This is a genomic window from Ilumatobacter sp. (assembly GCF_039969435.1).
Classification (GTDB): Bacteria; Actinomycetota; Acidimicrobiia; order Acidimicrobiales; family Ilumatobacteraceae; genus Ilumatobacter_A.
In genome coordinates, this window is record NZ_JBDVNU010000036.1 from 282,245 (window position 1) to 308,586 (window position 26,342).

Sequence of the window (26,342 nt, forward strand, 5' to 3'; positions counted from 1 at the left end):
TCGACTCAGTCGACGTTGTGGAGCGAGTCGACGAATGCGTCGACCTCCGCGCTGGACCGCAGTCGGTGAACCTGTGCAGCCGCCCAGAAATCGCCGTCCGCGTAGGTTTCGTACACGGTGCGGTAGTCGTCGTGGTGCTGCCACGACCACAAGACGACGTTGCGTCTCGGATCTCGTGAGAACAGGTTGCGCAACGTCTCGCGATTTCCGCCCCACACCCGCTCACGGGTGACGACGCGACGCAACGAGCGCCGCACCAGTCGGCTCACGACGACCCGGCGCGGCAGATCGAGCCAAACGATCGTGTCGGCCCGACGCTGCACGATGTCGGCGACCGAGCGGTAGTTCCCGGGGGTCACCCAGCCGGTGTCCCCTGTCGCCTCGATCGCCGCCACCACCTTCGCACGGAACTCCGGGGTGGGTGTCGGTGTCCAGTCGGGACCGTGCATCAGCGCATCGAGCTCGATCAACGTGAGTCCCAGCCGGTCGCCGATCGCGTTCGCCAACGTCGACTTGCCGGCACCGGACGAACCCACGATGGCTACCCGACGCATCCCGGCACGCTACCGACCGGCCGATCCGGCCATCGGTCCAGCGGCCGTCGGCCGGGTGTGGGGGTGCGTGACAACTGCTCAAGGTGCGGGAATCCATGCCGAAGCACAGATGTGTTCTTCACGGAAACCACACAGACGGCCGGGGCAGCCATGTCGGCTCCCGTCGCCGTCCGCGACCGAGACGCCGTCGTCGCCGCGTCGTCACTCACCGCTGTGGGTGCGTCGTGACGAACGAACGTGTGTCGACGATGATCTCGACGACCAAGCCCGTCGACGTCGAGGTCCGATGTGATTCCTGCACGGCGTCGATCGACGATGGTGCGACCCTCACCTGGAACCCTCTGGCAGGAGCGATCGAGTGCGCTCCGTGTGCGTCGAAAGAGGTTCGAGGGCATCGCCTCGTCGTCGCGACCGTGACGCGATCGCGTCGTCCCGACGTACCGGGCCGATCCGAGGTCGTCGAAGGACCCGGCGTCGACGAAGGCATTGGCATCGCCGACCCCGAATCGACGCCGATCTCGGACCCCCTCGCACCACCGGCTCTGCATGTGTTCGACGTCCAGTCGGCGGCTTCGGCTGCGGACGCGGTCGCACTCGTCGCCGCTGCATCGGCCGCCGGCATCGTCGGGGAGGACGACGACACGGCCGAGATCGAACTTCCCCGTCTGCCCGACGACGCGCACTCCGTCGCCGGGATCGAGGTCGTCGAGTCCCCTCAGGACGTGCGCGACGGTGCGGGTCCGATCGGGTTCGCTCCGCCCACGGGTCTCCGGTCGATGCTGATGCCCCCTCCGTTCCCCACCGTGCGGATCGCTCGCCCGAACGCAGCGTCCACCGTGCCGCACACCGTGTCGGCGACCTTCGCGCCGATGCGGGGCGAACCCACGTCTCCGCAGACGAACGACGACCGGCCCGTTGCGTCGCCGATCTTCGAGCCTCGGCTGCCGGCGGTCCAGGAGCCGGCGGGCCGGGTGACCCTGTCGTCGGCGATGCCGGGCGACGAGGTGTCGAGCTCGGCGCCTCCGCTCACGACCGCCGAAGCCGCCACGAGCGCCCCGGTGACCTTGTCGAATCGTCGGATTCCGAGGAGTCGATCGAAGATCGGACACATCGTGGTGACCCCCACCGGGGTCTTCGTGATCGAGCAGTGTCCGACGGCCGGTGTGGTGACCGTCGCGAAGCGACGAGGATCGGAGCGCGTCCATGTCGACGGCGTCGATCAGGCCACGACCGTCAAGCGGATCCGGACCGCACGCAGAGCGGTCACCGGCACCCTCGGGCGGGTGGGCTCCGACGGCGTCGAGGTGCGTTGCGTGCTCATGGTCGCCGGACGGAACGAGGCGGCGATGACGAGCGATGCGATCGAGATCCTGTCACCCGAGCAACTCGACGCGACCCTCGATCGTCGGGGACCACTGGACCCTCACGCCATCTCCGAGATCGCCCGACACCTCTCCGAGCGTTTCGTCCAGAGCTGACGACGGGTCCGTCCGGCGTCGCCGACCTTCCGCGCGGTCGATCAGCCGCCGCGCTGGTAGTTGGGCGCCTCGGCGGTGATGGTGACGTCGTGAGGGTGCGACTCCTCGCGCCCGGCCGTGGTGACCCGCATGAATCGGGCCTGTCGCAGACCACCGAGGGTCGAGGCCCCCGCGTACCCCATGCCGGAGCGGAGACCACCGACGAGTTGGTACAGGACGTCACCGAGCGGCCCCGCATACGGCACCCGCCCCTCGATGCCCTCGGGCACGAGCTTCTGACTCGCGGCTCCCACGGCCGACCGGCCCGACTCGGTCTGACTCGTGGCGTACCGGTCGGCGCTGTCGCCGGTCATCGCCCCCATCGAACCCATGCCTCGGTAGCTCTTGTACCGGCGTCCGTCCATGAGTTCCATCTCGCCGGGGGACTCCTCGGTCCCTGCGAGGAGCGAGCCGATCATCACCGTCTCGGAGCCGGCGGCGATCGCCTTGACGATGTCGCCCGAGAACGTGATGCCGCCGTCGCCGATGATCGGCACGCCGAGTTGCTGGGCACGGCGCGTGGTGTGCCAGATCGCCGACAGTTGCGGCATGCCGGCGCCCGACACCACCCGGGTCGTGCAGATCGAACCCGCACCGACGCCGACCTTGATCGCGTCGGCTCCGGCCTTCACGAGTGCTTCGACGCCCTCCTCGGTCACCACGTTGCCGGCGGTGACGGGCAGCTCCGGCCAGGATCCCTTGATGCGCTCGATCGCCTTCACGACGTTCGCCGAGTGTCCGTGGGCGGTGTCGATCGACACCGCGTCGACACTCATCTCGACGAGCGCGGCGACTCGCTCCTCGAGGTCGGCTCCCACGCCGACGGCCGCTGCGGCCCGCAGACGACCACGACCGTCGCGTGATGCATTCGGGTAGTCCAGACGCTTCTGGATGTCCTTCACCGTGATCAGCCCGGCGAGGACGCCCGCACCGTCGACCAGCGGGAGCTTCTCGATCCGGTACTTCTGGAGGATCGCGCGAGCTTCGTCGAGTGAGGTGCCCACCTCGGCGGTGATCAGGCCGCTGGGCCCGTCGCGGGTGGTCATGAAGTCCGAGACCGGACGATCGAAGTCGACGCCTTCGCAGAAGCGGATGTCGCGGTTGGTGAGGATGCCGACCAGGTGGCCGTCGTCGTCGGTGATCGGCACGCCCGAGAACTTGAACCGGTTCATCAACGACTCGGCCTCGTGCAACAGGGCGGTGGGCGGCAGCGTGACGGGATCGGTGATCATCCCCGACTGGGATCGCTTGACCTTCTGCACCTCGGCCGCCTGGTCGGGGATCGACATGTTCCGGTGGATCACGCCGATCCCGCCGTGACGGGCCATCGCGACGGCCATGCGTGCCTCGGTCACCCTGTCCATCGCTGCCGAGACGAGAGGCACGGCGAGCTCGATGTCGGCGGCGAAGGTTGCGCTCGTGTCGACGGCGTCGGGGAGGGTCTCGGACCAGCCGGGGATGACCACGACGTCGTCGAACGTCAAGGCCTCGAACCGGTCGAAGAAGTCGTCGTTCACGTTGTGGTGTGCACGAGGCGTGTCGGTCATGTCGGGGGACCTTCCTGATCAGTCGTCGTCGGTGCGCACAGGGACGCGAGCACCTCGACGAGCAGCGCGTGCTCGGCGTCGTGGACGTCGGTGGCGAACTGCTCCAGTGTGCCAGAGGTGTCCACGGGAACGACCCGTGAACCGAGCGTCGGGCCGTCGTCGACGCCTTCGTCGGGGACGAGGTGGACCATCACGCCGGAGCTGGAGCGATCGCCTGCGAGCGCCTCGGCCCAGGCTCGTTCGATCGATCGGGTCCCGGGGAGCTCGCCCGGCAGTGCGGGGTGCAGGTTGACGACCACGCCGGTGAAGCGGTCGAGGAACGCCATCGTGAGGAGTCGCATCCAGCCGGCCAGCAGCACCCAGTCCGGATCGAACGACGCCACCGCGTCGGCCAGGCGCGTGTCGTACGCCTGACGACTCTCGTCGGCGTGCGCCACGACGAGTCGGGTGTCGATCCCGGCGGCGTCCGCTCGGACCAGTCCGTACGCATCGGAATCGTTGGACACGACGCCCACCACGTCGGCGCCGATGTGGCCCGCCGCGCACGCGTCGACGACGGCCTGGAGGTTGGAACCGGTCCCCGAGATCAACACGACGATCCGCGGGCGACCCATCACCCGACATTACCGACGAGCGATGGGCCGACGCATCGGACCGAACAAACCGTTCAGCCGGAATCCGTGAGCGTCACCAGCGCAGGATCGCTGCGACCCCCTGGTCGAGGAGGGCGACGTTCGGGACGACGCGTATGTCGGCATCGGTGGCGAGCGCCGCAGCGATGCACCGGTCGATCAGGCGGTCGTCGCCGCCGTCCGACGGCTCGCCGGAATCGTGAACGAGCAGGGTCTGGACTCGCCCCTCGGCGAGCGCGGACTCGACGTGGCGAGCCGAGTCGGCCCGATGCTCGATGCGTTCCTTCGCCTCATCGAGGACCGCCACGGTGTCGGAGGCGTGCACGTCGGCCACGCGCCGGACGATCTCGTCGGCCATTCCGTCGGGGTCGCCGGCGTCGATCGCCCGCACGGCCACTCGCTGCAGCTCGAGGAGTGAGACGAGCATCGACTGGGCTCGTGTCGGGCCGGTGACGAGAGTCAGACGTGCGCCGACGGACTCGACCACGGCCCGCACCGACTCGGACACCTCACGTGCGTTGTCGTCCCACGTGTTCTCGGCTCGCTGCTGGTAGCGACGCTGCGACCACCCGCCCGGATGTCCGCGATGGATGTGGGTCGTGTCGCCCTCCACCTGCTGTTGCGTGACAACGTCGCCGCCGTCGAACGCGGTGATGTCGGCCCCGGCCAGGTCGGTCTCGACGACCACGTGGGGAATCGTGCGCTGGCGGGCTTCCAGGAGGGGAGCGAGGCGGGGGAGAGGCCCGACCGACACCGACGGTCGGTGGACAGCGTCGGCGACGAACTCGTAGAACGTGGGTCCGCCACGGGGCCGGATGGCGATCAGTGCCGCTCCGTCGCCGTGGTGGAGGTCGGCGATCTCGGACTCCATCGCTCGGACGTCGTCGGACCATTCGGACGGAGCGTCACGAAGCGCACTCCCGGTCTCGACCCGGAGACGGTCGGAGGCGTCGGCCACATCGCTGCGTGCGGGAACGATCGCCGTGAGGAACGGCCCGCTGCGTTCGACGAGGTCACGAAGATCTGCGAACACGCCGCTGCGGTCGGTGGTCTGGACATCGGGGGAATCCATGATCTGAGTCGTACCCGACCACGCTCCGTGGTAAACGTACGCCTGGGAGTGACATCGACCGTGTGGTCAGCGCAGGGTGACCGACCGGTCGCCTGTCACGAGGCGCCCGATCCGCCAGGTGGTCTCCGGGATCGAGGCCTGGACCGTTTCGGCGTCGCTCTCGCTGCAGATCACGACCATGCCGATCCCCATGTTGAGGGTGCGGTACAGCTCGTCGGTCGACATCTGCGGTGTGAGTTCGCGCACCAGGCGGAACAGGGGTGGTATCGGCCACGACGCCAGATCGATCTCGGCTCCGACTCCGGCGGGCAGCACGCGTGGCAGGTTCTCGGGGAGTCCGCCGCCGGTGATCTGCGCGAGGGCCTTCACGTGACCGCTGTCGAGTGCGCTGCGCAGCGGGTCGAGATAGTTGCGATGCGGTTCGAGCAGCGCGTCACCGAGAGAGCGGTCCATCCCGGCCGGAACGACGTCCATCGGCGCCCAGGCGAACACCGTGCGCAGCAGCGAATAGCCGTTGGTGTGCGGTCCCGAGGAAGCGACGCCGATCAGGACGTCGCCGGCGGCGACGTCGGTGCGGGGGAGCAGCTCGGAGCGCTCGGCGACGCCGATCAGCGTGCCGGCGATGTCGAACGCTCCCGGTTGGTAGACCCCGGGCATCTCGGCGGTTTCACCACCCAGCACGGCGCAGTTGGCGACTCGACACGCTTCGGCCATCCCGGAAACGATCTCGGCGACCATGTCGGCGTCGAGCACGCTCGCCGCGATGTAGTCGAGGAAGAACAGCGGTCGCGCGTTCTGCACGAGCACGTCACCGATGCAGTGGTTGACGATGTCGGTGCCCACGCCGCGCACCCGCCCGAGTCGTGCGGCGAGTTCGACCTTCGTTCCGACGCCGTCGGTCGACGCGACGAGGACGGGGTCGTCGAGTTCCTTGATCGCGGCGCCGGAGAACACGCCGCCGAAGCTCCCCACGCCGTGCAGGACACCACGCCCCGACCCGACGTCGTGTGTCGACTCGACGGCGGCGCGCATCTCCGCGACCGCCCGGGTCCCCTCGTCGATGTCGACGCCCGCGTCGGCGTACGACACGAGGGCTGCACCCGGAGCGCGCCACGCGATGTCACGACGGACCTGCATCCCGTCGAAGGCGATCGCATCCATTCGCTCGTACGCGAGTCGTCGCGCCTCGGAGAGATCGTGTCCGATCCCGGTGACCGCCAACACCCTGCCGCCGGCGGCGGTCCGGTCGGGCGAGACGCCGGCATCGAACCGCAACGCCACACCGCCGGACAGGTCGTCGAACGACGTCGCCGCCTCGACACGATCGGTGATCACCGCACCGAACTGCGGCGAGTTCGGATACCCGGAGGCGGCGGCCACGACGGTGACAGCGAAGCGCGATCGAGTCACGACCGGAACGGTCGAGAGGTCGCCCTTCGTCGCCGCGAGAGCGAGTTCTGCGAGGTCGGTCTCGAGCAACGGAAGCACCGCCTGGGTCTCGGGGTCCCCGAATCGTGCGTTGTACTCGATCAGACGCGGTCCCTCGGCGGTCAACATGAGCCCGGCGTACATCACGCCGACGTACGGCGTTCCGGCTCGAGCGAAGTGGTCGATCACGGGTTGGACGAAGGTGGCCAGGAGGTCGTCGGGGTCGAAGGGCACCGGCGCCGGAGCGAATGCACCCATCCCGCCGGTGTTCGGTCCGGTGTCACCCTCGCCGATCCGCTTGTGGTCCTGTGCGAGGGGCAGCGCGACGGCCCGTGTTCCGTCACAGAGAGCCACGAGTGAGAACTCGGGGCCGGAGATCCGTTCCTCCAACACGAACGCGCCGGCCGACGCGGCGTCGATGATCGCGGCATCGGTCTCGCCGTCGGAGTCGGGGACGACGACGCCCTTGCCGGCGGCGAGCCCGTCGAGTTTGACCACGACGGGGCGCCCGAGCTCACGCCACCAGGCGCGGGCATCGTCGACGATCTGGCTCGAGGTCGACGGATCGAACCGGGCGAATACCGGACCGGGGATCCCGAGATCGGATGCGAGTCGACGGGCGTAGCCCTTCGAACCCTCCAGCTTCGCCAGTTCCGCAGTCGGACCGAAACAGGGGATTCCGCGCACCGCACACTCGTCGGCGGCGCCTGCGACCAGTGCCGCCTCGGGGCCCGGGATCACCAGATCGGTGTCGGTCGACGACGCGTCACCCAACTCGGGCGAGATCCGCACGTCGTGCCCCGATCGCCTGCACGCCCATGCGATGGCCTGTTCGCGGCCCCCGCCGCCCAGGATCAGGACACGCATCGGACGAACCCTTCGGAGACGGAGCGGTGCACTGCCGCAGACGCACGGCGTCGGCCCGGCCCCCGAGCCGGACGGGTGAATCCGAGCGTCAACTCAACACGCCTTCGAAGGCCAGTTTGGCCTGTGCGTCACCGACGGCGATCGGATAGTCGCCGGTGAAGCACGCGTTGCAGTACCCGTCGTCGGAACCGCTCTCGCGCCCGGCGACGGCGCGCATCATCCCGTCGAGGGAGAGGAATGCGAGGCTGTCGGCACCGATGTGCTCGCGCATCTCCTGGACGGACTTCTGGGCCGCCATGAGATCCCCGTCGTGGCCCATGTCGACCCCGAAGTGGCACGCGTGCGTGATCGGCGGGCACGTGATCCGCAGGTGCACCTCGCTGGCGCCTGCGTCGCGCACGAGCTTGACGAGCGGACCGGCGGTGGTGCCCCGCACGAGGGAGTCGTCGATCATGATCACCCGCTTGCCCTGGAGGTTCTCGGACAGCGCGTTGAACTTCAGGGCGACCCCGCGCTCGCGGATGTCCTGGGTCGGCTCGATGAACGTGCGGCCGATGTAGCGGTTCTTGATCAGCCCGTCGTTGAACGGGAGGCCGGTCTCGTTCGCGAACCCGATGGCGGCAGGGATCGAGGAGTCGGGCACGGGGATGACCACGTCGGCCTCGACGAAGGACTCGCGGGCGAGTTCACGCCCGAGTTGTTGGCGAACGTGGTGGACCGACTTGTCGTCCCACACCGAATCGGGTCGGGAGAAGTAGACGAACTCGAACGTGCAGCGTGCACTGTTGGTCTGCGGGGCCAGCACCTGCTGGCGCTCGATCTCGGCACCGCGCAGCGTGACCATCTCACCCGGCTGGATCTCGTCGATGTCGACGCAACCGAGCGTGGACAGGGCGCAGGTCTCGGATGCGACGGCGTGACCACCGTGTGGCAGGCGACCGACCGACAGCGGACGGAAGCCCCACGGATCGCGGACGGCGATGACCTGATCGGACGCCAGGATGACGAGCGAGAATGCACCCTTCCATGCCGGGAGCGTGCGCTCGATCCGCTCCTGCCAGGTGCGTCCACCGGCGGCGGCGAGCATCAGGGTGAACACCTCGGTGTCGCTCGTCGCAGTGAGTCCGAAGCCCTTGTGCAGCAGTTCGTCGCGTAGCGCGGTGGCGTTGACGAGGTTGCCGTTGTGGGCGACCGACAGCGGACCGTGCATCGTCTCGACGAGGAACGGCTGGATGTTGCGCTCGGCGTTCGAGCCGGTCGTGGAGTACCGGGTGTGGCCGATCGCGTGGTAGCCGGTGAGCGGCGCGAGCGCCTCGGGCGTGAACACGTTGGCGACGAGGCCGGCCTCCTTGTGCATGCGGGTGCGCTTGCCGTCGCTCACCGCGATCCCGGCCGCTTCCTGGCCACGGTGTTGCAGCGCGAACAGCCCGAAGAAGGCGAGTTGCGCCACGCCGTCGCCGTGAGGCGTGGACAATCCCAGGACGCCGCACTCGTCGTGGGCCACGTCGTCCCCGGTCGGATCGGTGGCAGTGAGCGGGTGATCGGAGACGGCGGGTACGGCGTGCACCGGGATCGAACGTTTCATGTCACTCCAGGGTCGACACCGCACGGGCGATGCGTGGTGCTGCGGGGTAGTCGGCGTATGCGAACGTCGCACCGGTGAGACGCTCGTAGGCGTCAACGTAGCGCGCGGTCGTGGCCGACCAGACTTCTGGGGGCAGGTCGGGGACGTCACCGTCGCCTCGGAAGTCCACATCGGCGAGCGCTCGACGCACGACCTCCTTGTCGAGGCTCTCGGGTTCCTCGCCGGCAGACACCCGCGCGGCGTACGTGGCGGCGACCCACCAGCGCGACGAGTCAGGGGTGTGCACCTCGTCGATGAGCAGCAGCGTGCCGTCGTCGGCCAGGCCGAACTCGTACTTCGTGTCGGCGAGGATCAGGCCCGAGGCCCGCCCACGGTCGACGCCCCGTGTGAACACGGACAAGGCCGCCGCCTGGACCCGGTCCCACAGTCCCGGCTCGACGAGCCCGCTCGCGGCGACGTCGGCGCAGGTGATCGGGGTGTCGTGCGTACCGGCTTCCCCCTTGGTCGTGGGCGTGACGATCGGCTGGGGAAGCGGATCGTTCTTCGCAAGGCCGTCGGGGAGGTCGTGCCCGTAGATCGTGCGCTCCCCGCGTGCGTACGCCGTCCACAGCGCAGTGTCGGTGACGCCGGTGATGTGCCCACGCACGACCACTTCGACGGGAAGCGGCGTGGCGCTGCGGGCGATGGTGACGTGCGGGTCGGGGATGTCGACGATGTGGTTGTCGACGATGTCGGCGGTCTGCTCGAACCACCACGCGGACAGTTGGTTCAGCACCTGACCCTTGTAGGGGACCCCGGCGATGATCCGGTCGAACGCCGACAGGCGGTCGGTCGTGACGAACAGACGCTGACCGGCGCGGTCGCCGCCCAGTGCGTACGAGATCCGGACCTTGCCGTCCCGACGGTCGGCGAGGGGAAGGTCGATGTCGGTGAGCGGTTCGATCACGGTCACCTCGGATCAGAGCTTCTTGGCGTGCGCGACGCCGGCTTCGAAGATGCGCAGGCCCAGGTGTGCGGGACCGCCTCCGCCACGGCGATGGTGTGGGTGCTGGCGCAGCACGATGTGGTTCTCGGGGTGAGGCATCAGCCCCAGTACGAGCCCGGTCGGATCGCTCACGCCGGCGATGTCGTCGACGGACCCGTTCGGATTCGTGCTGCGATATCGCAGGGCCACCTGGCCGGCGGCCGCCAACGACTCGGGATCGGGGTGGACGTAGCGACCCTCTCCGTGGGCGATCGGGCAGTGGATCGGATCCTCGATGCCCTTGGTCCAGATGCTGTTGCTGCGTTCGACGCGATCGAGCACGACCCAGCGGCAGTCGAAGTCGCCCTGCGCGTTGTGTCCGAGCGATCCGGGGAGGAGGCTCGTGCGACTGAGTACCTGGAAGCCGTTGCAGATGCCGAGCAGGGGGCGGCCTCGGTCGACGAAGTCCTGCAGTCGGTCGCCGAGCCCGAGAGTGAGGTCGAGCGCGAGCATCCTCCCGGCTCCGAGCGAGTCGGCGTAGCTGAACCCGCCGGCGACGACGGCGAGCCGTGCGTCGCCGAGATGGCTCGGGCGGTCGACGAGCGCACGCGAACTCACGATGCGGACGTCGGCACCGGCCAACTCCAGTGCCGCGGCCACGTCGTGGTCACGATTGGTGCCCGGCCCCGTGATCACCACGGCAGGAACTCGACTCATGGGAACACCTTCCGGGTGGCTCGGCTGTTGAAGGCGTCGGCCAGGTCGGACACGGCGACGGGTTCGACTCCGGCGATCGTGAGCGTCCCGGAGTCGGACACCACCCCGAGGCGGAAGGCGTCGTGGTCCATGATCCGCAGGAATGCCGGAACGCTGCGCTCCTCGACCTCCACCACCAGTCGTCCCGCCGACTCGCTGAACATCGCGGTGACGAGGTCCTCGTGGGGGAGGTCGTCGACGGTGGCGCCGAGCCGTCCGGCGATGCACATCTCGGCGAGAGCCACGGCGAGCCCGCCCTCGCTCACGTCGTGACACGACACGATCAGACCCGCCTGGATGGCGGCGTGGAGGTGGCGGTAGTGCATCGCCGCGTCGGGGTCGGGCGCTGGTGCCACGCCCGGGTCGTCGGGCTCGCCCTGCAGGAGGTCGAGGTGGGATCCGGCGAACTCGGTGTTCGTGGAGCCGATCAGCATCAGCACGTTGCCGGGACCGAGCAGGTCGGGGGTCACGCAGCGATCGGCGTCGGGCACGTGGCCGACGGCGGTGATGACGAGGGTGGGCGGGACCGCTCGGCGCTGTCCGTCGGCGCCGACGTACTCGTTGTTGAGCGAGTCCTTGCCCGACACGAACGGGGCGTTGAACATGTAGGCCGCTGCGCAACACCCGTCGACGGCGGCGGCGAGATCGCCGAGCGTCGATTCGCGACGTGGATCCCCCCACGAGAAGTTGTCGAGGAGCGCGATGCGGTCGGGGTCGGCTCCCACCGCCACGACGTTGCGGACCGCCTCGTCGACGGCGTTGAACGCCATGCCTTCGGGGTCGTGGAGGCCGTGCCACGGGTTCACCCCGATGCCGATCGCGATGCCGTGCGTGTCCAGCGGGTTCGCGAGCACAACGCCGTCGGCGGGGCCGTCGGACGCGGCGCCGATCAGCGGTCGGACCACCGTTGCTCCGAGGATCTCGTGGTCGTAGCGGTGGATCGTGGCGGCCTTGGACGCGATGTTCGGGTGTCGCAGGAGCGACAGGAGCGTGGCCGCAGGGTCCTCGACGGTGCGCGTGGTGGCACCACTGCGTTTCGGGTCGGGCATGGCCGCCTTCATCTCGCGCTGTGGTCGGCCGTCGTGGAGGAACGCGGTGTCGAGTTCGGCGACCGTCTCGTCACCGTTGCGCACGACGAGCACGCCGTCGCCGGTGAAGGACCCGATGTCGGCCCAGGCCACCCCCGCCTGTTCACAACGCTTCGCCAATGCCGAAACGCCCCGTGGTGGGACCGAGACCACCATGCGTTCCTGGGCTTCGGACAGCCACACCTCCCACGGCTCGAGACCCGGGTACTTGCGCGGCACGAGGCCGAGGTCGACGTCGGCGCCGACGCCTTCGGCCATCTCACCCACGGCCGACGACAGGCCGCCGGCACCGCAGTCGGTGATGCCGGTATACATGTCCTCGGCGCCGACGAGCACGTCGATGAGCAGCTTCTCGACGATCGGGTCGCCGATCTGCACGCTCGCGCCGGCGACCTCACCCGTGGTGGCGTCCATCGTGGCCGACGAGAAGGTGGCGCCGCGGATGCCGTCGCGCCCGGTCGCCCCTCCGAGCAGGATCACCCGGTCGCCTGCGTGTGGTCCGTCGTGGAGCGCCCGTGTCGGTGCGGCACCGATGCATCCGGCGAACACCAAGGGGTTGGTCGTGTAGGCCGGGTCGTAGAGGATGGCCCCCGCCACGGTCGGCAGCCCGATCTTGTTGCCGTAGTCGGCGACGCCGTCGATCACACCCTCCTGCACCCGACGCGGGTGCAGCGATCCGTCGGGGAGATCGTCGAGGGGAAGGTCCGTGGGCCCGAAGCACAGGATGTCGGTGATGGCGATCGGCTTGTGGGCGATGCCGAGGACGTCACGGATCACGCCGCCGACACCGGTGTTCGCACCGCCGAAGGGTTCGACCGCCGACGGATGGTTGTGGGTCTCGGCCTTGAGCGCGAGCGTGGTGCCTGCGACGAACTCGATCACGCCGGCGTTCCCGACGAAGGCCGAGCGGACGAACGGAGCGTCGATCTCTTCGGTGCAGGACCGCAGCTGCTTCATCAGTGGTTCGCGGCGGGTCGAGGAGGAACCGCCCGGTTCGGTCGCGTCGATGACGGCACGGAACGTCTTGTGGGCGCAGTGCTCGCTCCAGGTCTGCGCCAAGGTCTCGATCTCGACGTCGGTCGGATCGCGCCCGATCGACTCGAAGTGATCGCGTATCGCCCGCAGCTCCTCCGGGTCGAGGTACAGCGAACGCGACGCCCCGACGGCCGCCAGGCCCTCGTCGTCGAGACCTCGGACCTCGATCACGCGTGCGGTCACGGACGGGTCGTGGTCCTCGGCTGCCAGCGGCTCGATCGTTCCCATCGACGATCGTTCGATGATCGGGTTCATCAGCAGTCGCTCGACGAGCGCATGGACGAGGGTGTCGTCGAGGTCCTCGCGGAACTCGACGCGCAGACCGGTGGAGGCGGAGTCGACGCCGAGCCCGAGCATGGCGGCGGCGGTCTCGACGGCATCACCGGCGGTGTCGGTGACCCCGGGCAGGAAGGCGATCTCGACGGCGCGACCGGTGGGAACGGACCAGGTGCCCTTCTGGAGGAGCGGATCGACGAGGAGGCCGTGGAGCTTCTGGCGGTCCTCGTCGGTGAGATCTCCACGGACGTGGACCAGATCGGCCACCTCCACGTCGCCGACGGGCGGCAAGCCGAGTGCGGCAGCGCCGTCGCGGATTCGTCGGACGCGCGGATCGGGATCGATCGAACGGATGGTCATGCGATGCCAGACGGACACCGACGCGACCATACGGACACGAAGCCGGGCCGACGAGCCTTCGCTGGAATTGTCACAGAGCCGTCGCGCACGGAGCCGGGCACGCCTCGTCGATCGACGACCCGAGCGCGGGCCGGTTCAGAGTCCGAGGTCGACCAGTGCGGAGGCGGTGAGTGGTGCGATCTGTTCGGCCGGGGGGTACGTCGGGATCCAGGAATCTGGGCTGGTCCGCACGATGGTGATGGTCTCGGCTCCGAGTCGGGGCGGTGCGCCCGTGACCTGTCGCACGAGTCCGTTCCCGTCGATCCACAGCTCGATGTCGATCATCGCTCCCGGGGTGGCGGCAGGCGTCGACGTGTCGGCCTCGGTCGGCACGCTCTCCGTGGCCGGGGCGAGAGGTTCGACCGGCGCTGGTGCGTCCGTCGCGGTGACGGGAGCCGGTGCGGGGCCGAACAGTGCGGGATCGATGCTGAGCGTGAGGCGCCGTGTGGCCACACCCGAGATCGTCGATTCGGTGGAATCGGTGATCACGGCGCCTCCACGGACGCTGCTCGGGAGGAGTTCGTCGAGCGTGCGGACCCAGTCGGATCGCGCGAGTCGACCGTCGAGCGGGAACTGACCGCGGTCGAGGAGATACCACTCGTCGGCATCGGCACGGCGGATCATCGCGTCGTCGCCGTAGGTCAGGATCTGGAGCGCAGGGCCGTCGTCGCTGGTGATGTCGACCTGGCTCACGGCCGTCTCGAAGTCGGTGACGATCCGGTAGGTGTCGCCGGGGGACTCCGGGAGGCCGACGAGTACGAACTCGGCGGTGCGGATCGGGGCGTCGACACCGGACGCCGTCGGGAACGCCAGCGGCGCAGCGACCTCGTCGGTGCCACGCCCGTCGCCGGCGTACTCGTCGTACAGGCCGGGTCCGTAGGTGAATCCTGCCCAGCCGACGGCGCCGAGGGCTGCGACGAGCACGAGCCGACGGATGCCTCGCCCGCGTGGCTTCGTGGGCGCCTGGCGGCCCGGGCCCGGTGTGGCCAGGAACTCACTGATGTCGAACGCCGGGCCCGTCCCGGGTCCGGAGGGCGGTGCGGTCCGCACGATCGGCGCAGGGCTCGGCAGCATGGGCACGCCGAAGCCGGCAGGGACCAGGGCCACGTCCGCCGAGAACATCGTCGACGGTCCGGGAGCGACGGCGACGACCGGTGCGCTCGGAGGGGAGTCGACCACCGGCGGGGCCTCGACCGGGGGTGGAGGCGCCGTGAGCGCGCTCGGGAGCCCGATGGGCGGGGGCAACAGCACCGGCAACTCCGTGACCGGTGGAAGCAGCAGACGAACGGGTGTGTCGTCGCACGGTTCGGTGCGATCAGGCTCAGCAGTCGTCGCTTCGATGGTGGTGGACATCACAGTTCCATCGGTCGATCCGGCGGCTTTCTTGAGCCGCGCACGCGGAGCGCGCGTCGTCGTAGCAGGACGCTGCGAGTGGTGACGGGCGTCGACGTCCGGAGTGGTCGACGCCGTCGAGACCACCTACGCTCCCGTCGATGGTGGACCCGAGACCGATCGACGCCGATGCCGACGATCGATCACAGAGCAGCTCGGCCGACCGACCCACCGAGTCCGGCGGGCGGACGACGATCACGTTGATCCGCCACGGCGAGTCGATGGTCACGGTCGAGCGGATCATCGGTGGGAAGCGGACCTGTCGGGGCCTGACTCCGCTCGGCCGGCGCCAGGCCGAGCAACTCCGCGACCGTCTCGACCGGGAGGGAGCCGAGGTCGACGCGTTGATCACCACCGACTTCCCACGCGCACTCGAGACCGCCGAGATCGTGCGGCCCGCACTCGTCGGCGTCGACGCGTCACCCGAGATCGAGCAGTGGCCCGACCTCGGCGAGCACGATCCGGGTCCGGAGATCGACGGGATGACCTTCGACGCCTACGTCGAGCGGTACGGCACGCCGGACTGGGCCGGTGACCGCGACATCGACATCTTCCCCGGGGGCGAGACGCTGCGGCGGTTCCACGAACGCGTCGAGCGCGGACTCGCAGCGCTGTGCAGTGAGTTCGCAGGACGCCACGTGGCCGTCGTGTGCCACGGTGGCGTGGTCGACGCCGTGTTCCGGATCCTGCTCGGCGTCCCGATGGCCGGTGGCTTCGAGCTCCGCACCCTCAACACCGCGATCACGTCGTTCAGTGGTCCCTCGTCCACCGCAACGTCGTCTGCACCCGGTTCCTGGCGCCTCGACCGGTACAACGACGCCGCGCACCTCGTCGGGCTCCCTGCGGCGACCGTCCGGTGACCGGATGAAGTGGGTCGTCGTCGGCGCCGGCTCGGCCGGATGCGTCGTGACGCGCCGCCTCGTCGATGCGGGACACGACGTGACCCTGGTCGAGTCCGGCCCGGCGCTGCGTGCGGGAGCGGTACCCGCGTCGATCAGCGGCGCCGACAGTTTCCTGGCGCTGGCCGAGCCCGGCCGGACCCACGACGGTCTGACGGCACGTCGCATGGCGACCACACGACGCGTGCCGTACCCACGCGGTCGGGGTGAGGGTGGTTCGAGCGCAGTGAACTCGATGGTCGCACTGCGCGGCGACCCGGCGCTGTACTCGTCGTGGGGTTGGCACGATGCCGCCGACATGTTCGATCGGGTCCTCGTGCCCGTCGAGACCCCGCACACCGACGAGGTCGGTCGCCTCGCTCGCATCCTGCTCGAGGCCGACGCGCGCACCCGCTTGGCACCGCTGACCCGACGCCATGGCCACCGTGTGACCGCTGCCGAGGCGTACCTGTGGCCGGTACAGGACCGGTTCGAGGCGCGGCCGCACGACACGGTCGACGTGGTCGAGTTCGACGACACCGGCTGCGCGAGCGGGATCAGACTCGCCGACGGTACACGGATCGACGCCGATGCCGTGGCGCTGTGCGCCGGCGCGATCCACACGCCGGCGATCCTGTTGCGCTCCGGCATCACCGACCCCGATGTCGGCAGGGGTCTCACCGATCATCCGGCGGCGGCGCTCACGCTCCGGCTGCGCGATCGCTCGGGTGCGGACGGACTCTCGGTGAGTGCGCTGCTCGAGATCGACCCGGTGCAGGTGCTCGCCCTCGACCACCTCGGACCGGGCGCGCCGCCCGACATCGCAGTGCTCCTCGTGGCACTGATGCGTCCGGTCGGTGCTGCGGGCGCGGTGCGACTCGCCTCCGACGATCCCCATGTCCACCCGATCGTCGACCTCGACATGCTCGAGGACGAACGGGACGTCGCCCGTCTCTGCGATGGCGTCGAGGAGGCGATCGTACTTCTCCGCTCAGCGGCGTTCTCCGCTGCCATCGACGGGATCCTGATCGACGACGTGGGGACGCCCGTCGACGCGCTCGACGGCCGCGACGCGATCGAGTCGTGGGTGCTCCGTCGTGGCGCCGACTACGTCCACGCGGCGTGTTCGACGGCCCGAGCACTCGACGACCACGGGCGGGTCCGGGGGTGCGAACGCCTGGTCGTGGCCGATGCCTCGGCCTTTCCGATCATCCCCGACGTCAACACGCACCTCCCCACGATGATGCTCGCCGAGCGCTTCGTCGGGCACTGGCTCGACGCGGATGCCGACGCGTCCACCTGAGATGATGATGTGATGAGTTCCTACACCCTCGGTCTCCACGAAGTCGGCAACGACTGCCACGCGTATCTGCAGCCCGACGGCGGCTGGGGTTGGAGCAATGCCGGACTCATCCGCGGCGACGGTGTGTCGCTGCTCGTCGACACGCTGTTCGACCTGAAGCTGACCGCCGACATGCTCGATGCCATGCGGTCGATCACGAGCGGGGCACCGATCTCGTCGCTGGTCAACACCCACGCGAACGGCGACCACTGTTACGGCAACAGTGCGGTGCGAGACGGATGGCCGGAGGTGGAGATCATCTCGTCGAGTGCGGCCGCCGAGGAGATGCCCCACGTTCCACCGGCGATGCTGCATGCGCTCAACCAGGATCCCGGCGACGTCGGCGACCTCTTCCGGAGCTTCTTCGGCGAGTTCGACTTCGGCGGCATCGAGTTGGAGTTGCCGTCGCGCACGTTCGACGATCGTCTCGACATCGAGGTCGGGGGACGGCGCATCGAGTTGATCGAAGTGGGGCCTGCTCACACCGAGGGCGACGTGATCGTGCACGTCCCCGATGCGAACACGGTCTACACGGGCGACATCCTGTTCGTCGGCGGGACGCCGATCGTGTGGGCCGGACCGCTGTCGAACTGGATCGCGGCGTGTGACCTGATGTTGGGGATGGACGTCACCACCGTCGTCCCCGGCCACGGTCCGCTCACCGACCGTTCGGGCATCGTCGCCTCACGTGACTATCTCTCGTTCGTCGAGAGCGAAGCTGCGGGTCGACGGTCGGCGGGGATGGACGCATTCGACGCCGCTCGGGAGATCGGCGTGCTGATGGCGGCCGACGAACGCTTCGAGGGTCTCGGCGAGTTCGGCCGGATCGCCGTCAACGTCGACACCGTGTACCGCTCGCTCGATCCGGCACACGAGACGCCGGACGTCGTCGAACAGTTCCGCCGCATGGCCGAACTCGAGGCCCGTTGACCGACGACGGGACCGTTGCGGGCGACGCCCTGCGCGGCGATGTCGCCGTCATCGGCGACGGCCCCGCCGGGTCGGCCCTCGCTGCCGCTCTGCGGCGCCACGGGATCGACGCCGTCCTGGTCGGACCCGACGAGCCGTGGACGGCCACCTACACGACCTGGGCCGACGACGTCGACGGACTCGATCTGCTCGCCGGCGCCGACGTGTGGGCACACCGTTTCGGCCGGATCACGGTGCGCTTCGGCCGCACACACGAGGTGGAGCGGCCGTACGGCGTCTTCGACAACGAACTCCTGCGTCGCCATCTGCGGAGCGGCGTCCGTCACGTGACCGCGACGATCGACGACGCATCGGTCGTGGGGGCGCGTCTCGTCGTCGACGCCACCGGCTGGCCGTCCAAGATCTCCGGACCGACGGGTTCGGCCTCGGGGGAGGAGCCGGCGTGGCAGACGGCAATCGGCATCGTGCTGCCGGCCCCTCCACCCGGAGCACTCGGGGTGCCGACGATGATGGACTTCTCCGATCCCGGGGCGACGATCGTCGGGCGTGCGACCGTGCCGACGTTCGCGTACTCGCTGCCGGTCGCCGGCGGGTGGCTGGTCGAGGAGACCGTGCTCAGCGCATCGCCACCGGTCGACCCCGAGGCGCTGCTCCCGGTGCTCGCGGCGCGCCTCGACACGTCGGTCGGCGAACTCATCGACGCCGCCGTGTCGATCGAGCGGGTGCGCATCCCGATGGGGGCGCAGCCGCCCGGTCGCTCCGAGAGCGGCCCGGTACGGTACGGCGCCTCGGCCGGGATGATCCACCCGGCGACGGGGTACTCGATCGCCTCGGCGCTGTCGGGTGCGGATCGGGTGGCCACGGCGATCGCCGACCAGATCGCTCGAACGGATCCGACGGAGCCGATCGACCCCGCCCCCATCCGGCGCGCCGTGTGGCCGGACCCGTTGAGGCGCAGCCGACACCTCCACGACTACGGCCACGATGTGTTGACCGGGCTGGATCGCAACGGGATCCAACGGTTCTTCGACGCGTTCTTCGACCTCCCGGTCGACACGTGGTCCCCGTACATGAGGATCGACACGCAGCCCCGACGGTTGGCGGCGGTGATGGTGAGGATGTTCGCGGTCGCACCGTGGAGTCTGCGAGGCCGGTTGATGACCGGCGACCTCCGGCGGTTCAGCCGCTTGCTTCGGCCGTGAGCCGCGTCTTCAGTGATCGTCGGACCGCCAGCACCCAGCCGACGACGACCGCGAGCGAGAACGTGAACCACTGGATCGCATACGACAGGTGCGGCCCGTTGCTCAACTCGGGCAGTACCACCGGTTCGGGATCGCCGACGGCGATCGGCGGGTCGGACGCGATCAACTGCACGTAGACGGGCGCGACGTCGCCGGGGAACTGTCGGGCGAGCCGTTCCAGGTCGACGCGACGGATCTCGGTGAGCGGCTCACCGTCGTCGGTGTCGGTCACGCCACCGCGTTCACGTACCTCGGACAGCCTGACGTACCCGCGTCCCCGGACCGCCGTGGCGGGAGCGGCAGGGACGTCGATCCCGAGGGGGATGAACCCCCGGTTCACGATCACCGTGTCGCCGTCGTCGGTGACCGCTGCGGTGAGCACGTTGTCGCCGGCCCGGCCCCCCTGGGATTTGTTGAAGTTCAGCACCTGGTCGGGGAGGTAGGTGCCGTCGACCACGACGGGCAGCCACTCGGCCTCGTCAGGTGTCAGCGAACCGTCCTCGATCCGCGACAACACCGAGCGCAGCGACGACGGTTCGGTCTGGGAACGCTCGATGACGCGCGCGTTGAACTCCTTGCGCTCCGACAACCGATCGAGCTGCCAGAATCCGGCGAACATCATGGCGGTGATGCCGGCCACGACGACGACGTGGAAGAGGAGCCACCTCGGACGGAACAAGAAGCCGTACATCTGCACTCGACGGTATCGGCGCGTCGGCATCGGCGGGACTGCAGGTGACGAACTACGGTCCCGACGATGACGCCCGAGGAGATCACCCCCACCTGGCTCTCCGAGATCCTCGGAGCCGATGTCGTCGCTGTGCAGGCGGAACGGATCGGTGACGGCCTGGTGGGGCTCAACCTGAGGGTCGCCATCGAGTACGCCGATCCGGCGTCCACCGACGGGCTGCCGTCCTCGGTGGTGATCAAACTCCCCTCGCTCGACGAGACCAGTCGCGCCACCGGCATCGCACTGCGCAACTACGAGCGGGAGGTGAAGTTCTACGACCACATCGCGGCAACGGTGGCGATCAGGGTGCCGCACTGTCACCACGCGTCGTGGAGCGAGGACACCGGCGACTTCGTCCTGGTGCTCGAGGACATGGCACCGGCGGCACAGGGGGATCAGGTGTCGGGCTGTGGAGTCGAACAGGCGCACAGTGCCGTCGTCGAACTCGCCCAGCTGCACGGCCCACGGTGGGACGACCCGACGCTGAACGACCACGAGTTCCTCACCCGCCGTACGGGGCCCGAGGACGCGCAACAGCTCGTGGGCCTCTGGTCGATGTTCCTGCCCGGGTTCCTCGCCACCTACGAGACCTACCTCACCGAGCCCGGTGTCGCGCTGCTGCACGCGTTCGGCCCGAAGCTCGCCGCGTGGATCGACGGCCGCACGGGTCCCGCCACCGTGGTCCACGGCGACTACCGGCTGGACAACCTGCTCTTCGCGACGCCCGACGGTGGGCCGCCGGTCACGGCGGTCGACTGGCAGACTCCCGGGCACGGAGCCCCGGTCGGCGACCTGGCCTACTTCTGCGGTGCCGGTCTCGTTCCGGCCGAGCGACGTGAGCACGAGGCTGCGCTCGTCTCCTCCTACCGACAGGCTCTGTCCGCGTACGGAGTCGGCGTCGAGACCGCGTGGTTGGACGCCCAGTACCGACGCGAGGCGTTCGCCGGTGTGGTCATGTCGGTGGTCGCCAGCCAGATCGTCGGCTCGACCGCACGCAGCGAGGCGATGTTCGCAGCGATGGCGTCACGTCACGTGCAACATTGTCTCGACCTCGACTCCCTCGACGCGATCGCCTGACGACCGTCACGACCGACCAGAGAAGGACCCACCTCCCATGGAGCTGCCCGACTTCCACATCCCCCACGCCGAGAAGATCGAGTGGATGATCGACACGAACGGGTGGGCGCTGGAGCCGGTCGCCGCCGACCCCTCGACCGTCCCTCCGACCCCGGGCTACGCCTACTCGATCGGGATGCGCGAGGCGGTGGGATTCCCCGACGTCGCCGTGTTCGGTCTGACGCCGGTGGCGGCGAACGGCCTGGTCACACTGGTCGCCGATGCCTGCCGAGGCGGCACCGAGATCCCGTTGGGGGTCGAGCTCGTCGGATTCCTCGACAACGAACTGCGATGCATGTTCGCTCCGATCGACGCCGAGGTCTGGCCGACGTGGTTCGCCACGGCGATGTCGTGGTATTCGGGCTCGCCACCCGGATTCGTGCAGTTGCTCTATCCCGACCGCAACGGAGTCCTCCCGTACGAGACCGGCTTCGAACAGCGACTCGTCCTCGCGCAACCCGTCGTCGGTTCTGTGCCCGACTGAACGCACCGGGTGAGGATTTCTCGCAGATCTTGACGCCTGCGAGGCCGAGCGGTCACCCGATCGTTGCTACGTTGCGGCGACATGGACCGGCCTCGCATCACGTCGACCGGTCGGACACGCACAGGGAAACCGATCCCGACCAGGCCGGGTCTGCGGACGGGTTTCCCGCCACCGACGCCTTCGTCGAGTCCGGTGGAGGGGCTCGAGGCGCCGATCGTGTCCACCCGTGAGATCGTCGACGCCAAGCCGGTCGCCCCGCAACTCTCGATCACCACGCGCCTCCGGGTGGAAGGCGAGGACGCCGAGGCACTGTGGGAGCTGTACCGGGCGGCGATGGGCCCGCTCGATCAGGTCGCGGCGATGATCCATCTCGAGTCCCGCGAGTTGATGATGCAACGGTTCGCGGATCCGAGGATCACCAAGGTGGTGGGATGGGACGGCGTCGAGCCCATCGGACTCGGGCTGATCACCAACGACTTCTCGGCCGTCGACGACATCTCGGCGGACTTCTTCGTCAACGCCTATCCCGAGCATGCCGAGCGCGATGCGATCTTCTACGGGATGGCCGTTCTGGTGAAGCCGACGCAGCGCGGGATGACCATGTTCTCGAGGATCTACATCGAGATGTGGCAGATCCCCGCCCGGGTGGGTGGCGTCCTGATCTTCGACACCTGCAAGTTCAACCGTGACAACTTCGGCGCCGACGACATCATCGCCCACATCGCGTCCAACTTCCCGAACTCGTCGTGGTCGGTGATCGATCAGCAGACCTGGTACGCCGCCGAGCTCCCCGAACCGCTTCGCTGAGTCGTCGAGCGCGCACGCCGACCGCCCGTCGGTGTGCTGCCCGAGGCGTCAGGGTGTCGCCGTCGGTCGTCGGGTGTGTCGACGATGACGATGCTGGCGTGCTTGGCGACGGTCGAGTCGTGCATGGATCGCCGGCACCTCGTCGGCGGGGACGGGGCGCGAGAACAGGAAGCCCTGGATCTGGGTGCACCCCAGTTCGTGGAGGGCCGCGAGTTGCTCACGCGTCTCGACGCCTTCGGCGACGACGTCGAGGTCGAACGAGGCCGCCACCGCGGTGATGCACCGCACGAGCTTGTCGTTCGAGGTGTCCGAGCCGAGCCCGGCGACGAACTGACGGTCGATCTTGAGGCGGCTCACGGGCAGGTACTGCAACCCCGACAGGCTCGAGTAGCCGGTTCCGAAGTCGTCGAGAGCGAGGCGGACTCCCAGCAGACGGAGACCGGTCATCGCAGCGGCGGTGACAGCGGTGTCCTCCGTCATCACCGACTCGGTGATCTCGAGCCACAGTGCCGAGGGGGCGAGGCCGTGACGCTGCAGACAGGAGGCCACGGTGTCGACGATGTCGGACGATGCGATCTGTCGGGCCGACACGTTGACCGAGACGTAGAGGTCGTCGGCGTGGTCGATGTTGGCACGCCACCACGCGGCCTGGCGGCACGCCTCGTCGAGGACGAACGCACCGATCGCCACGATCATCCCGGAGTCCTCCGCGATCGGGATGAACTCGGCCGGGGAGATCTCGGCACCCAGAGCCTCCCAGCGCAGCAGCGCTTCGAACCCGGCGACGCACCCTCGTTCGGTGTCGACGATCGGCTGGAACCACGTGGTCAGGTTCGGTGCCTCGGTCTGGTGCCGCAGCAATCGCTCGATCTCCATGCGACGTGTGGAGCGGTCCTGCATCGACTGGTCGAACACGGTCGTCTCGTTGCGTGTGGACTTGGACTCGTACATGGCCGTGTCCGCTTCGCGGATCAGCGTCGCCGGTGTCACGTCGTCGCCGGCGCGCGCCGTGCTGACACCGATCGACGCAGTGCAGAACACCTCTCCACCCGTCAGCGCGAACGGCTCGCCGACAGCGCGACGGATGCGATCCGCCAAGGCGATCCCGGACGATTCGTCGAGTCCCTCGGCGAGCACGACGAACTCGTCGCCGGAGATCCGTGCGACGAGGTCGCGGGCGCGAACGGTCGCCACCAGACGTTCCGAGACCCGGACGAGGAGTTCGTCACCCGCGTGATGTCCCATCAGGTCGTTGACGTTCTTGAAGTGGTCGAGGTCGATGAACAGCAGTGACAGCGGCCCGTCGGACGTGTGCAGGACTCGATCGATCTGGTCGATCAACAACGACCGGGACGGGAGATCCGTCAGGTCGTCGTGTGCCGCGCGGTACATCAACTCCGCGCGCGACCGGTCGTCTCGGCTCATCGCGTGCGCGACCCGTAGTGCCGAGGTCGCGCACAGACCGATCGACAGCAGAACGGTCATCGGTGTGATGCGGCCGGGGAGGACGAGCAGGACGGGTGGGACGATCAGCGCCGACGACACCACGAGGGACCGACTGGTCGACCGGACGCGCGGCTCGTCTCGAATCGGCCGGACGACGTGGCTGGCAGAGGGGTGCATCATCGCCACGCTGATGGCGCTCGGCACGATCAGGAACGGCGCGTCGACGACGTGGGGCGCGAAATCGAGACGACCGATCTCGCCGAAGGCCCAGACCACGTCCCCGACGGTGAGGGCGAAGACCCCGACGAGCAACAGGCCGAACGCGGGGGAGCGGCCTCCGACGAAGACGAGCTGCACGGCGATCCCGAACAGGACCAGTGCACTCGCCGGATACGCCGCGACCACGAGGCGGGCCGGCAACCAGGTGTCGGCGAGCGCCAGGGTGGGCGTGAGCAGCGTGTGGTTGACGGCGAGTGCTGCGCCGAAAGCGAGCACGATGCCGTCGAGCGCGAGGGTGATGTCGCGATTCGGTCGACGTTCGCGCAGCAGCCCGAGGAAGGCGAGCCCGAACAACAAGTACCCGGGCATCGCGACGAAGTCGACGGTCAGGTCGCGCGATCGGCTCAGATCCCCGAAGTCGTCGTACGACGACAGCGAACTCGCGACGCCCCAGAGGACGGCGGTGCAGACGAGCAGGACCCACGGCCACAGCGCACGTGGACGGTTCCGAACGAGCCCGACGAGTCCGACGACCAGCGCGACGGCGATGGTGAGCGTGTAGGTCGAGTCTCCGAAGCGCCCGGTGGCGTGCACACCGATCAGTGCGACGAATCCGCACGCTGCGACCCAGCACGGACGGGCGGTCGGTCCGGGAGTCGGTCCGGGAGGCCGCTTCGGTCGCTCCGCCGCACGCGATGGCTGTGCGCCCGCACGTGTGGAGGTCGCGAAGGTCACCACTCTCCTTCGTCCGCTCCGGTGTGGACCTTGAGCGGGCACCGGTCAAAGGCCACCGGTCCTCCGCAGTCGCGCTGCTACCGTCCAGCGAGGTCACGCGCACGACGTGGCCCCGTTCACCCCATGCCTCCCGACCCCCTCCCCGTGACCGGCGCCTGGCGCGACGGCGACCCCGTCGGCCAGCGCCGCTTCTTCACCTTCGCCACCGATCGGCGGTTCGCGCTCGACTCCGGGGTCACCCTCACCGACGTGACCGTCGCGTACGAGACGTGGGGCACACTCGATTCCGACGGATCGAACGCGGTCCTGCTCTGCCACGCCTGGACGGGTGACAGTCATGCGGCCGGCCCGGCAGGGCGCGGTCACGACGAGGCCGGCTGGTGGAATGCGATGGTCGGTCCCGGCCTCCCGATCGACACCGATCGGTACTTCGTGGTCTGTGCCAACGTCCTGGGCGGCTGTCAGGGCTCGACGGGCCCGGCGTCTGCGCATCCCGACGACGGCCGCCCGTACGGATCCCGGTTCCCGGTCGTGACGATCCGCGACATGGTCCGGGCCCAGGCCCGGCTCGCCGAACACCTCGACGTCGACCGTTGGATGGCGGTGATCGGCGGGTCGATGGGCGGGATGCAGGCGTTGGAGTGGGCCGTGATGTACCCGCGGCGGGTCCGATCGCTGGTCGCGATCGCCACGTGCATGCAGGCGACAGCGCAGCAGATCGCGTGGGGTGGCATCGGTCGTCAGGCGATCCGGCTCGATCCCAGGTTCCGCAACGGCGACTACTACGACGCGCCCGACGGCGAGGGTCCGTCCGCCGGTCTCGCGATCGCACGACAGATCGCCCAGGTCACGTTCCGCAGCGACAACGTGTTCACGGACCGCTTCGGTCGCGACTTCTCCGGCCGCGCCGAGGCCGGTGACATCCTCGGCATGTGGCAGCAGTACGAGGTCGAGCGCTACCTCGAACACCACGGCAACAAGATCGTGCGCCGCTTCGACGCCAACAGCTACCTCGCGATCGGCAAGGCCATGGACCTGCACGACGTCGCCCGTGGGCGTGGCAGCCTCGAACGGGCGATGGCACGGGTCCAGATGCCGACGATGGCCGTGGGCATCTGGAGCGACATGCTCTACCCCGCGTACCAGCAGCGCCAGATCCACACAGCGGTCGAAGCAAACGGCGTCCACGCCGAATTCCACGAGATCGACTCGCCGCACGGGCACGACGCGTTCCTCATCAACGGCGATCAGATCGCCGCCCCGCTCGACCGGTTCCTCGGCGGCGTCTTCATCGCGTCCTGA

At 69.0% G+C, this 26,342-nt stretch carries 21 protein-coding genes; 9 read left to right on the forward strand and 12 right to left on the reverse strand.

What is annotated here, in order from left to right; all coding sequences use genetic code 11:
- Positions 1–5 precede the first annotated feature (5 nt).
- Positions 6–554: a hypothetical protein gene (locus ABJK40_RS18590; protein WP_348480162.1), complete on the reverse strand. Its 549-nt coding sequence runs from the start codon at positions 552–554 to the stop codon at positions 6–8.
- Between the two features lie 224 nt (positions 555–778).
- Between ABJK40_RS18590 and ABJK40_RS18595 the strand changes: the two genes are divergently transcribed.
- Positions 779–2,032 (forward strand): hypothetical protein, encoded by a 1,254-nt coding sequence (locus ABJK40_RS18595; RefSeq protein WP_348510369.1) that lies wholly within the window; start codon positions 779–781, stop codon positions 2,030–2,032.
- 41 nt (positions 2,033–2,073) lie between these two features.
- Here the strand turns inward: ABJK40_RS18595 and guaB are convergent, their stop codons facing one another.
- From guaB to ABJK40_RS18640, 9 genes are all read right to left on the reverse strand, one after another.
- A complete protein-coding gene (guaB, locus tag ABJK40_RS18600; protein ID WP_348480166.1) occupies positions 2,074–3,618 on the reverse strand; it encodes an IMP dehydrogenase in 1,545 nt (514 codons plus the stop codon).
- Positions 3,615–4,232 carry a phosphoribosylglycinamide formyltransferase gene (purN, locus tag ABJK40_RS18605; RefSeq protein WP_348480167.1) on the reverse strand — a complete coding sequence of 206 codons (618 nt, stop codon included), beginning with the start codon at positions 4,230–4,232 and terminating at the stop codon, positions 3,615–3,617. The genes guaB and purN overlap by 4 nt, the downstream gene beginning before the upstream one ends.
- A 73-nt stretch (positions 4,233–4,305) precedes the next feature.
- Entirely contained in the window at positions 4,306–5,322 is a 1,017-nt protein-coding gene (locus ABJK40_RS18610) for a Vms1/Ankzf1 family peptidyl-tRNA hydrolase (RefSeq protein ID WP_348480168.1), read from the reverse strand.
- 66 nt (positions 5,323–5,388) lie between these two features.
- On the reverse strand, positions 5,389–7,617 hold the full coding sequence (gene purD, locus ABJK40_RS18615; RefSeq protein WP_348510370.1) for a phosphoribosylamine--glycine ligase: 2,229 nt from the start codon (positions 7,615–7,617) through the stop codon (positions 5,389–5,391).
- Positions 7,618–7,705: 88 nt separating this feature from the next.
- The gene (gene purF, locus ABJK40_RS18620) at positions 7,706–9,202 is read right to left on the reverse strand and encodes an amidophosphoribosyltransferase (protein ID WP_348480170.1); all 1,497 of its coding nucleotides are present in this window, start codon (positions 9,200–9,202) and stop codon (positions 7,706–7,708) included.
- A 1-nt stretch (position 9,203) separates the two neighbouring features.
- Complete coding sequence (locus tag ABJK40_RS18625; protein WP_348480172.1) at positions 9,204–10,154, reverse strand: phosphoribosylaminoimidazolesuccinocarboxamide synthase; 951 nt, start codon at positions 10,152–10,154, stop codon at positions 9,204–9,206.
- A 6-nt stretch (positions 10,155–10,160) separates the two neighbouring features.
- A complete protein-coding gene (locus tag ABJK40_RS18630; protein ID WP_348480173.1) occupies positions 10,161–10,883 on the reverse strand; it encodes a phosphoribosylformylglycinamidine synthase subunit PurQ in 723 nt (240 codons plus the stop codon).
- Positions 10,880–13,699 carry a phosphoribosylformylglycinamidine synthase subunit PurL gene (gene purL / locus ABJK40_RS18635; RefSeq protein WP_348480175.1) on the reverse strand — a complete coding sequence of 940 codons (2,820 nt, stop codon included), beginning with the start codon at positions 13,697–13,699 and terminating at the stop codon, positions 10,880–10,882. Before purL ends, ABJK40_RS18630 begins: the two co-directional genes overlap by 4 nt.
- Positions 13,700–13,816: 117 nt before the next feature.
- Positions 13,817–15,073 carry a hypothetical protein gene (locus ABJK40_RS18640; protein ID WP_348480176.1) on the reverse strand — a complete coding sequence of 419 codons (1,257 nt, stop codon included), beginning with the start codon at positions 15,071–15,073 and terminating at the stop codon, positions 13,817–13,819.
- Positions 15,074–15,213: 140 nt separating this feature from the next.
- Between ABJK40_RS18640 and ABJK40_RS18645 the strand changes: the two genes are divergently transcribed.
- The 4 genes from ABJK40_RS18645 to ABJK40_RS18660 are packed head-to-tail and all read left to right on the forward strand — an operon-like array spanning position 15,214 to position 19,464.
- Positions 15,214–15,972: a histidine phosphatase family protein gene (locus ABJK40_RS18645; protein WP_348480177.1), complete on the forward strand. Its 759-nt coding sequence runs from the start codon at positions 15,214–15,216 to the stop codon at positions 15,970–15,972.
- A 4-nt stretch (positions 15,973–15,976) separates the two neighbouring features.
- On the forward strand, positions 15,977–17,293 hold the full coding sequence (locus tag ABJK40_RS18650; protein WP_348480178.1) for a GMC family oxidoreductase: 1,317 nt from the start codon (positions 15,977–15,979) through the stop codon (positions 17,291–17,293).
- 12 nt (positions 17,294–17,305) lie between these two features.
- Positions 17,306–18,262: an MBL fold metallo-hydrolase gene (locus tag ABJK40_RS18655; RefSeq protein WP_348480180.1), complete on the forward strand. Its 957-nt coding sequence runs from the start codon at positions 17,306–17,308 to the stop codon at positions 18,260–18,262.
- Positions 18,259–19,464: a lycopene cyclase family protein gene (locus ABJK40_RS18660; RefSeq protein WP_348480181.1), complete on the forward strand. Its 1,206-nt coding sequence runs from the start codon at positions 18,259–18,261 to the stop codon at positions 19,462–19,464. Before ABJK40_RS18655 ends, ABJK40_RS18660 begins: the two co-directional genes overlap by 4 nt.
- Here the strand turns inward: ABJK40_RS18660 and ABJK40_RS18665 are convergent.
- Positions 19,442–20,194, reverse strand: coding sequence for an SURF1 family protein (locus tag ABJK40_RS18665; RefSeq protein ID WP_348480182.1), 753 nt, complete (start codon positions 20,192–20,194; stop codon positions 19,442–19,444). The genes ABJK40_RS18660 and ABJK40_RS18665 overlap by 23 nt on opposite strands.
- A gap of 66 nt (positions 20,195–20,260) precedes the next feature.
- Between ABJK40_RS18665 and ABJK40_RS18670 the strand changes: the two genes are divergently transcribed.
- From ABJK40_RS18670 to ABJK40_RS18680, 3 genes are all read left to right on the forward strand, one after another.
- Positions 20,261–21,310, forward strand: a complete 1,050-nt coding sequence (locus tag ABJK40_RS18670; RefSeq protein ID WP_348480183.1) for a phosphotransferase — start codon at positions 20,261–20,263, stop codon at positions 21,308–21,310.
- 37 nt (positions 21,311–21,347) lie between these two features.
- The gene (locus ABJK40_RS18675; protein WP_348480184.1) at positions 21,348–21,833 is read left to right on the forward strand and encodes a DUF4262 domain-containing protein; all 486 of its coding nucleotides are present in this window, start codon (positions 21,348–21,350) and stop codon (positions 21,831–21,833) included.
- A gap of 216 nt (positions 21,834–22,049) precedes the next feature.
- Entirely contained in the window at positions 22,050–22,640 is a 591-nt protein-coding gene (locus ABJK40_RS18680) for a hypothetical protein (RefSeq protein ID WP_348510371.1), read from the forward strand.
- Positions 22,641–22,688: 48 nt separating this feature from the next.
- Here the strand turns inward: ABJK40_RS18680 and ABJK40_RS18685 are convergent, their stop codons facing one another.
- Positions 22,689–25,040 (reverse strand): bifunctional diguanylate cyclase/phosphodiesterase, encoded by a 2,352-nt coding sequence (locus ABJK40_RS18685; RefSeq protein ID WP_348480187.1) that lies wholly within the window; start codon positions 25,038–25,040, stop codon positions 22,689–22,691.
- Between the two features lie 123 nt (positions 25,041–25,163).
- On the opposite strand from ABJK40_RS18685, the gene ABJK40_RS18690 reads away from it, so the two are divergent.
- Positions 25,164–26,342, forward strand: coding sequence for a homoserine O-acetyltransferase (locus ABJK40_RS18690; protein WP_348480188.1), 1,179 nt, complete (start codon positions 25,164–25,166; stop codon positions 26,340–26,342).

What these genes read in the sequence shown, in the direction of transcription:
- ABJK40_RS18645 (WP_348480177.1), top strand. Translation starts at nt 15,214, where the DNA reads ATGGTGGACCCGAGACCGATCGACGCCGATGCCGACGATCGATCACAG.
- ABJK40_RS18590 (WP_348480162.1), bottom strand. Translation starts at nt 554, where the DNA reads ATGCGTCGGGTAGCCATCGTGGGTTCGTCCGGTGCCGGCAAGTCGACG.
- purF (WP_348480170.1), bottom strand. Translation starts at nt 9,202, where the DNA reads ATGAAACGTTCGATCCCGGTGCACGCCGTACCCGCCGTCTCCGATCAC.
- purN (WP_348480167.1), bottom strand. Translation starts at nt 4,232, where the DNA reads ATGGGTCGCCCGCGGATCGTCGTGTTGATCTCGGGGACCGGTTCCAAC.
- ABJK40_RS18675 (WP_348480184.1), top strand. Translation starts at nt 21,348, where the DNA reads ATGGAGCTGCCCGACTTCCACATCCCCCACGCCGAGAAGATCGAGTGG.
- purD (WP_348510370.1), bottom strand. Translation starts at nt 7,617, where the DNA reads ATGCGTGTCCTGATCCTGGGCGGCGGGGGCCGCGAACAGGCCATCGCA.
- ABJK40_RS18610 (WP_348480168.1), bottom strand. Translation starts at nt 5,322, where the DNA reads ATGGATTCCCCCGATGTCCAGACCACCGACCGCAGCGGCGTGTTCGCA.
- guaB (WP_348480166.1), bottom strand. Translation starts at nt 3,618, where the DNA reads ATGACCGACACGCCTCGTGCACACCACAACGTGAACGACGACTTCTTC.
- ABJK40_RS18640 (WP_348480176.1), bottom strand. Translation starts at nt 15,073, where the DNA reads ATGTCCACCACCATCGAAGCGACGACTGCTGAGCCTGATCGCACCGAA.
- ABJK40_RS18655 (WP_348480180.1), top strand. Translation starts at nt 17,306, where the DNA reads ATGAGTTCCTACACCCTCGGTCTCCACGAAGTCGGCAACGACTGCCAC.
- ABJK40_RS18650 (WP_348480178.1), top strand. Translation starts at nt 15,977, where the DNA reads ATGAAGTGGGTCGTCGTCGGCGCCGGCTCGGCCGGATGCGTCGTGACG.
- ABJK40_RS18630 (WP_348480173.1), bottom strand. Translation starts at nt 10,883, where the DNA reads ATGAGTCGAGTTCCTGCCGTGGTGATCACGGGGCCGGGCACCAATCGT.
- ABJK40_RS18665 (WP_348480182.1), bottom strand. Translation starts at nt 20,194, where the DNA reads ATGTACGGCTTCTTGTTCCGTCCGAGGTGGCTCCTCTTCCACGTCGTC.
- ABJK40_RS18670 (WP_348480183.1), top strand. Translation starts at nt 20,261, where the DNA reads ATGACGCCCGAGGAGATCACCCCCACCTGGCTCTCCGAGATCCTCGGA.
- ABJK40_RS18690 (WP_348480188.1), top strand. Translation starts at nt 25,164, where the DNA reads ATGCCTCCCGACCCCCTCCCCGTGACCGGCGCCTGGCGCGACGGCGAC.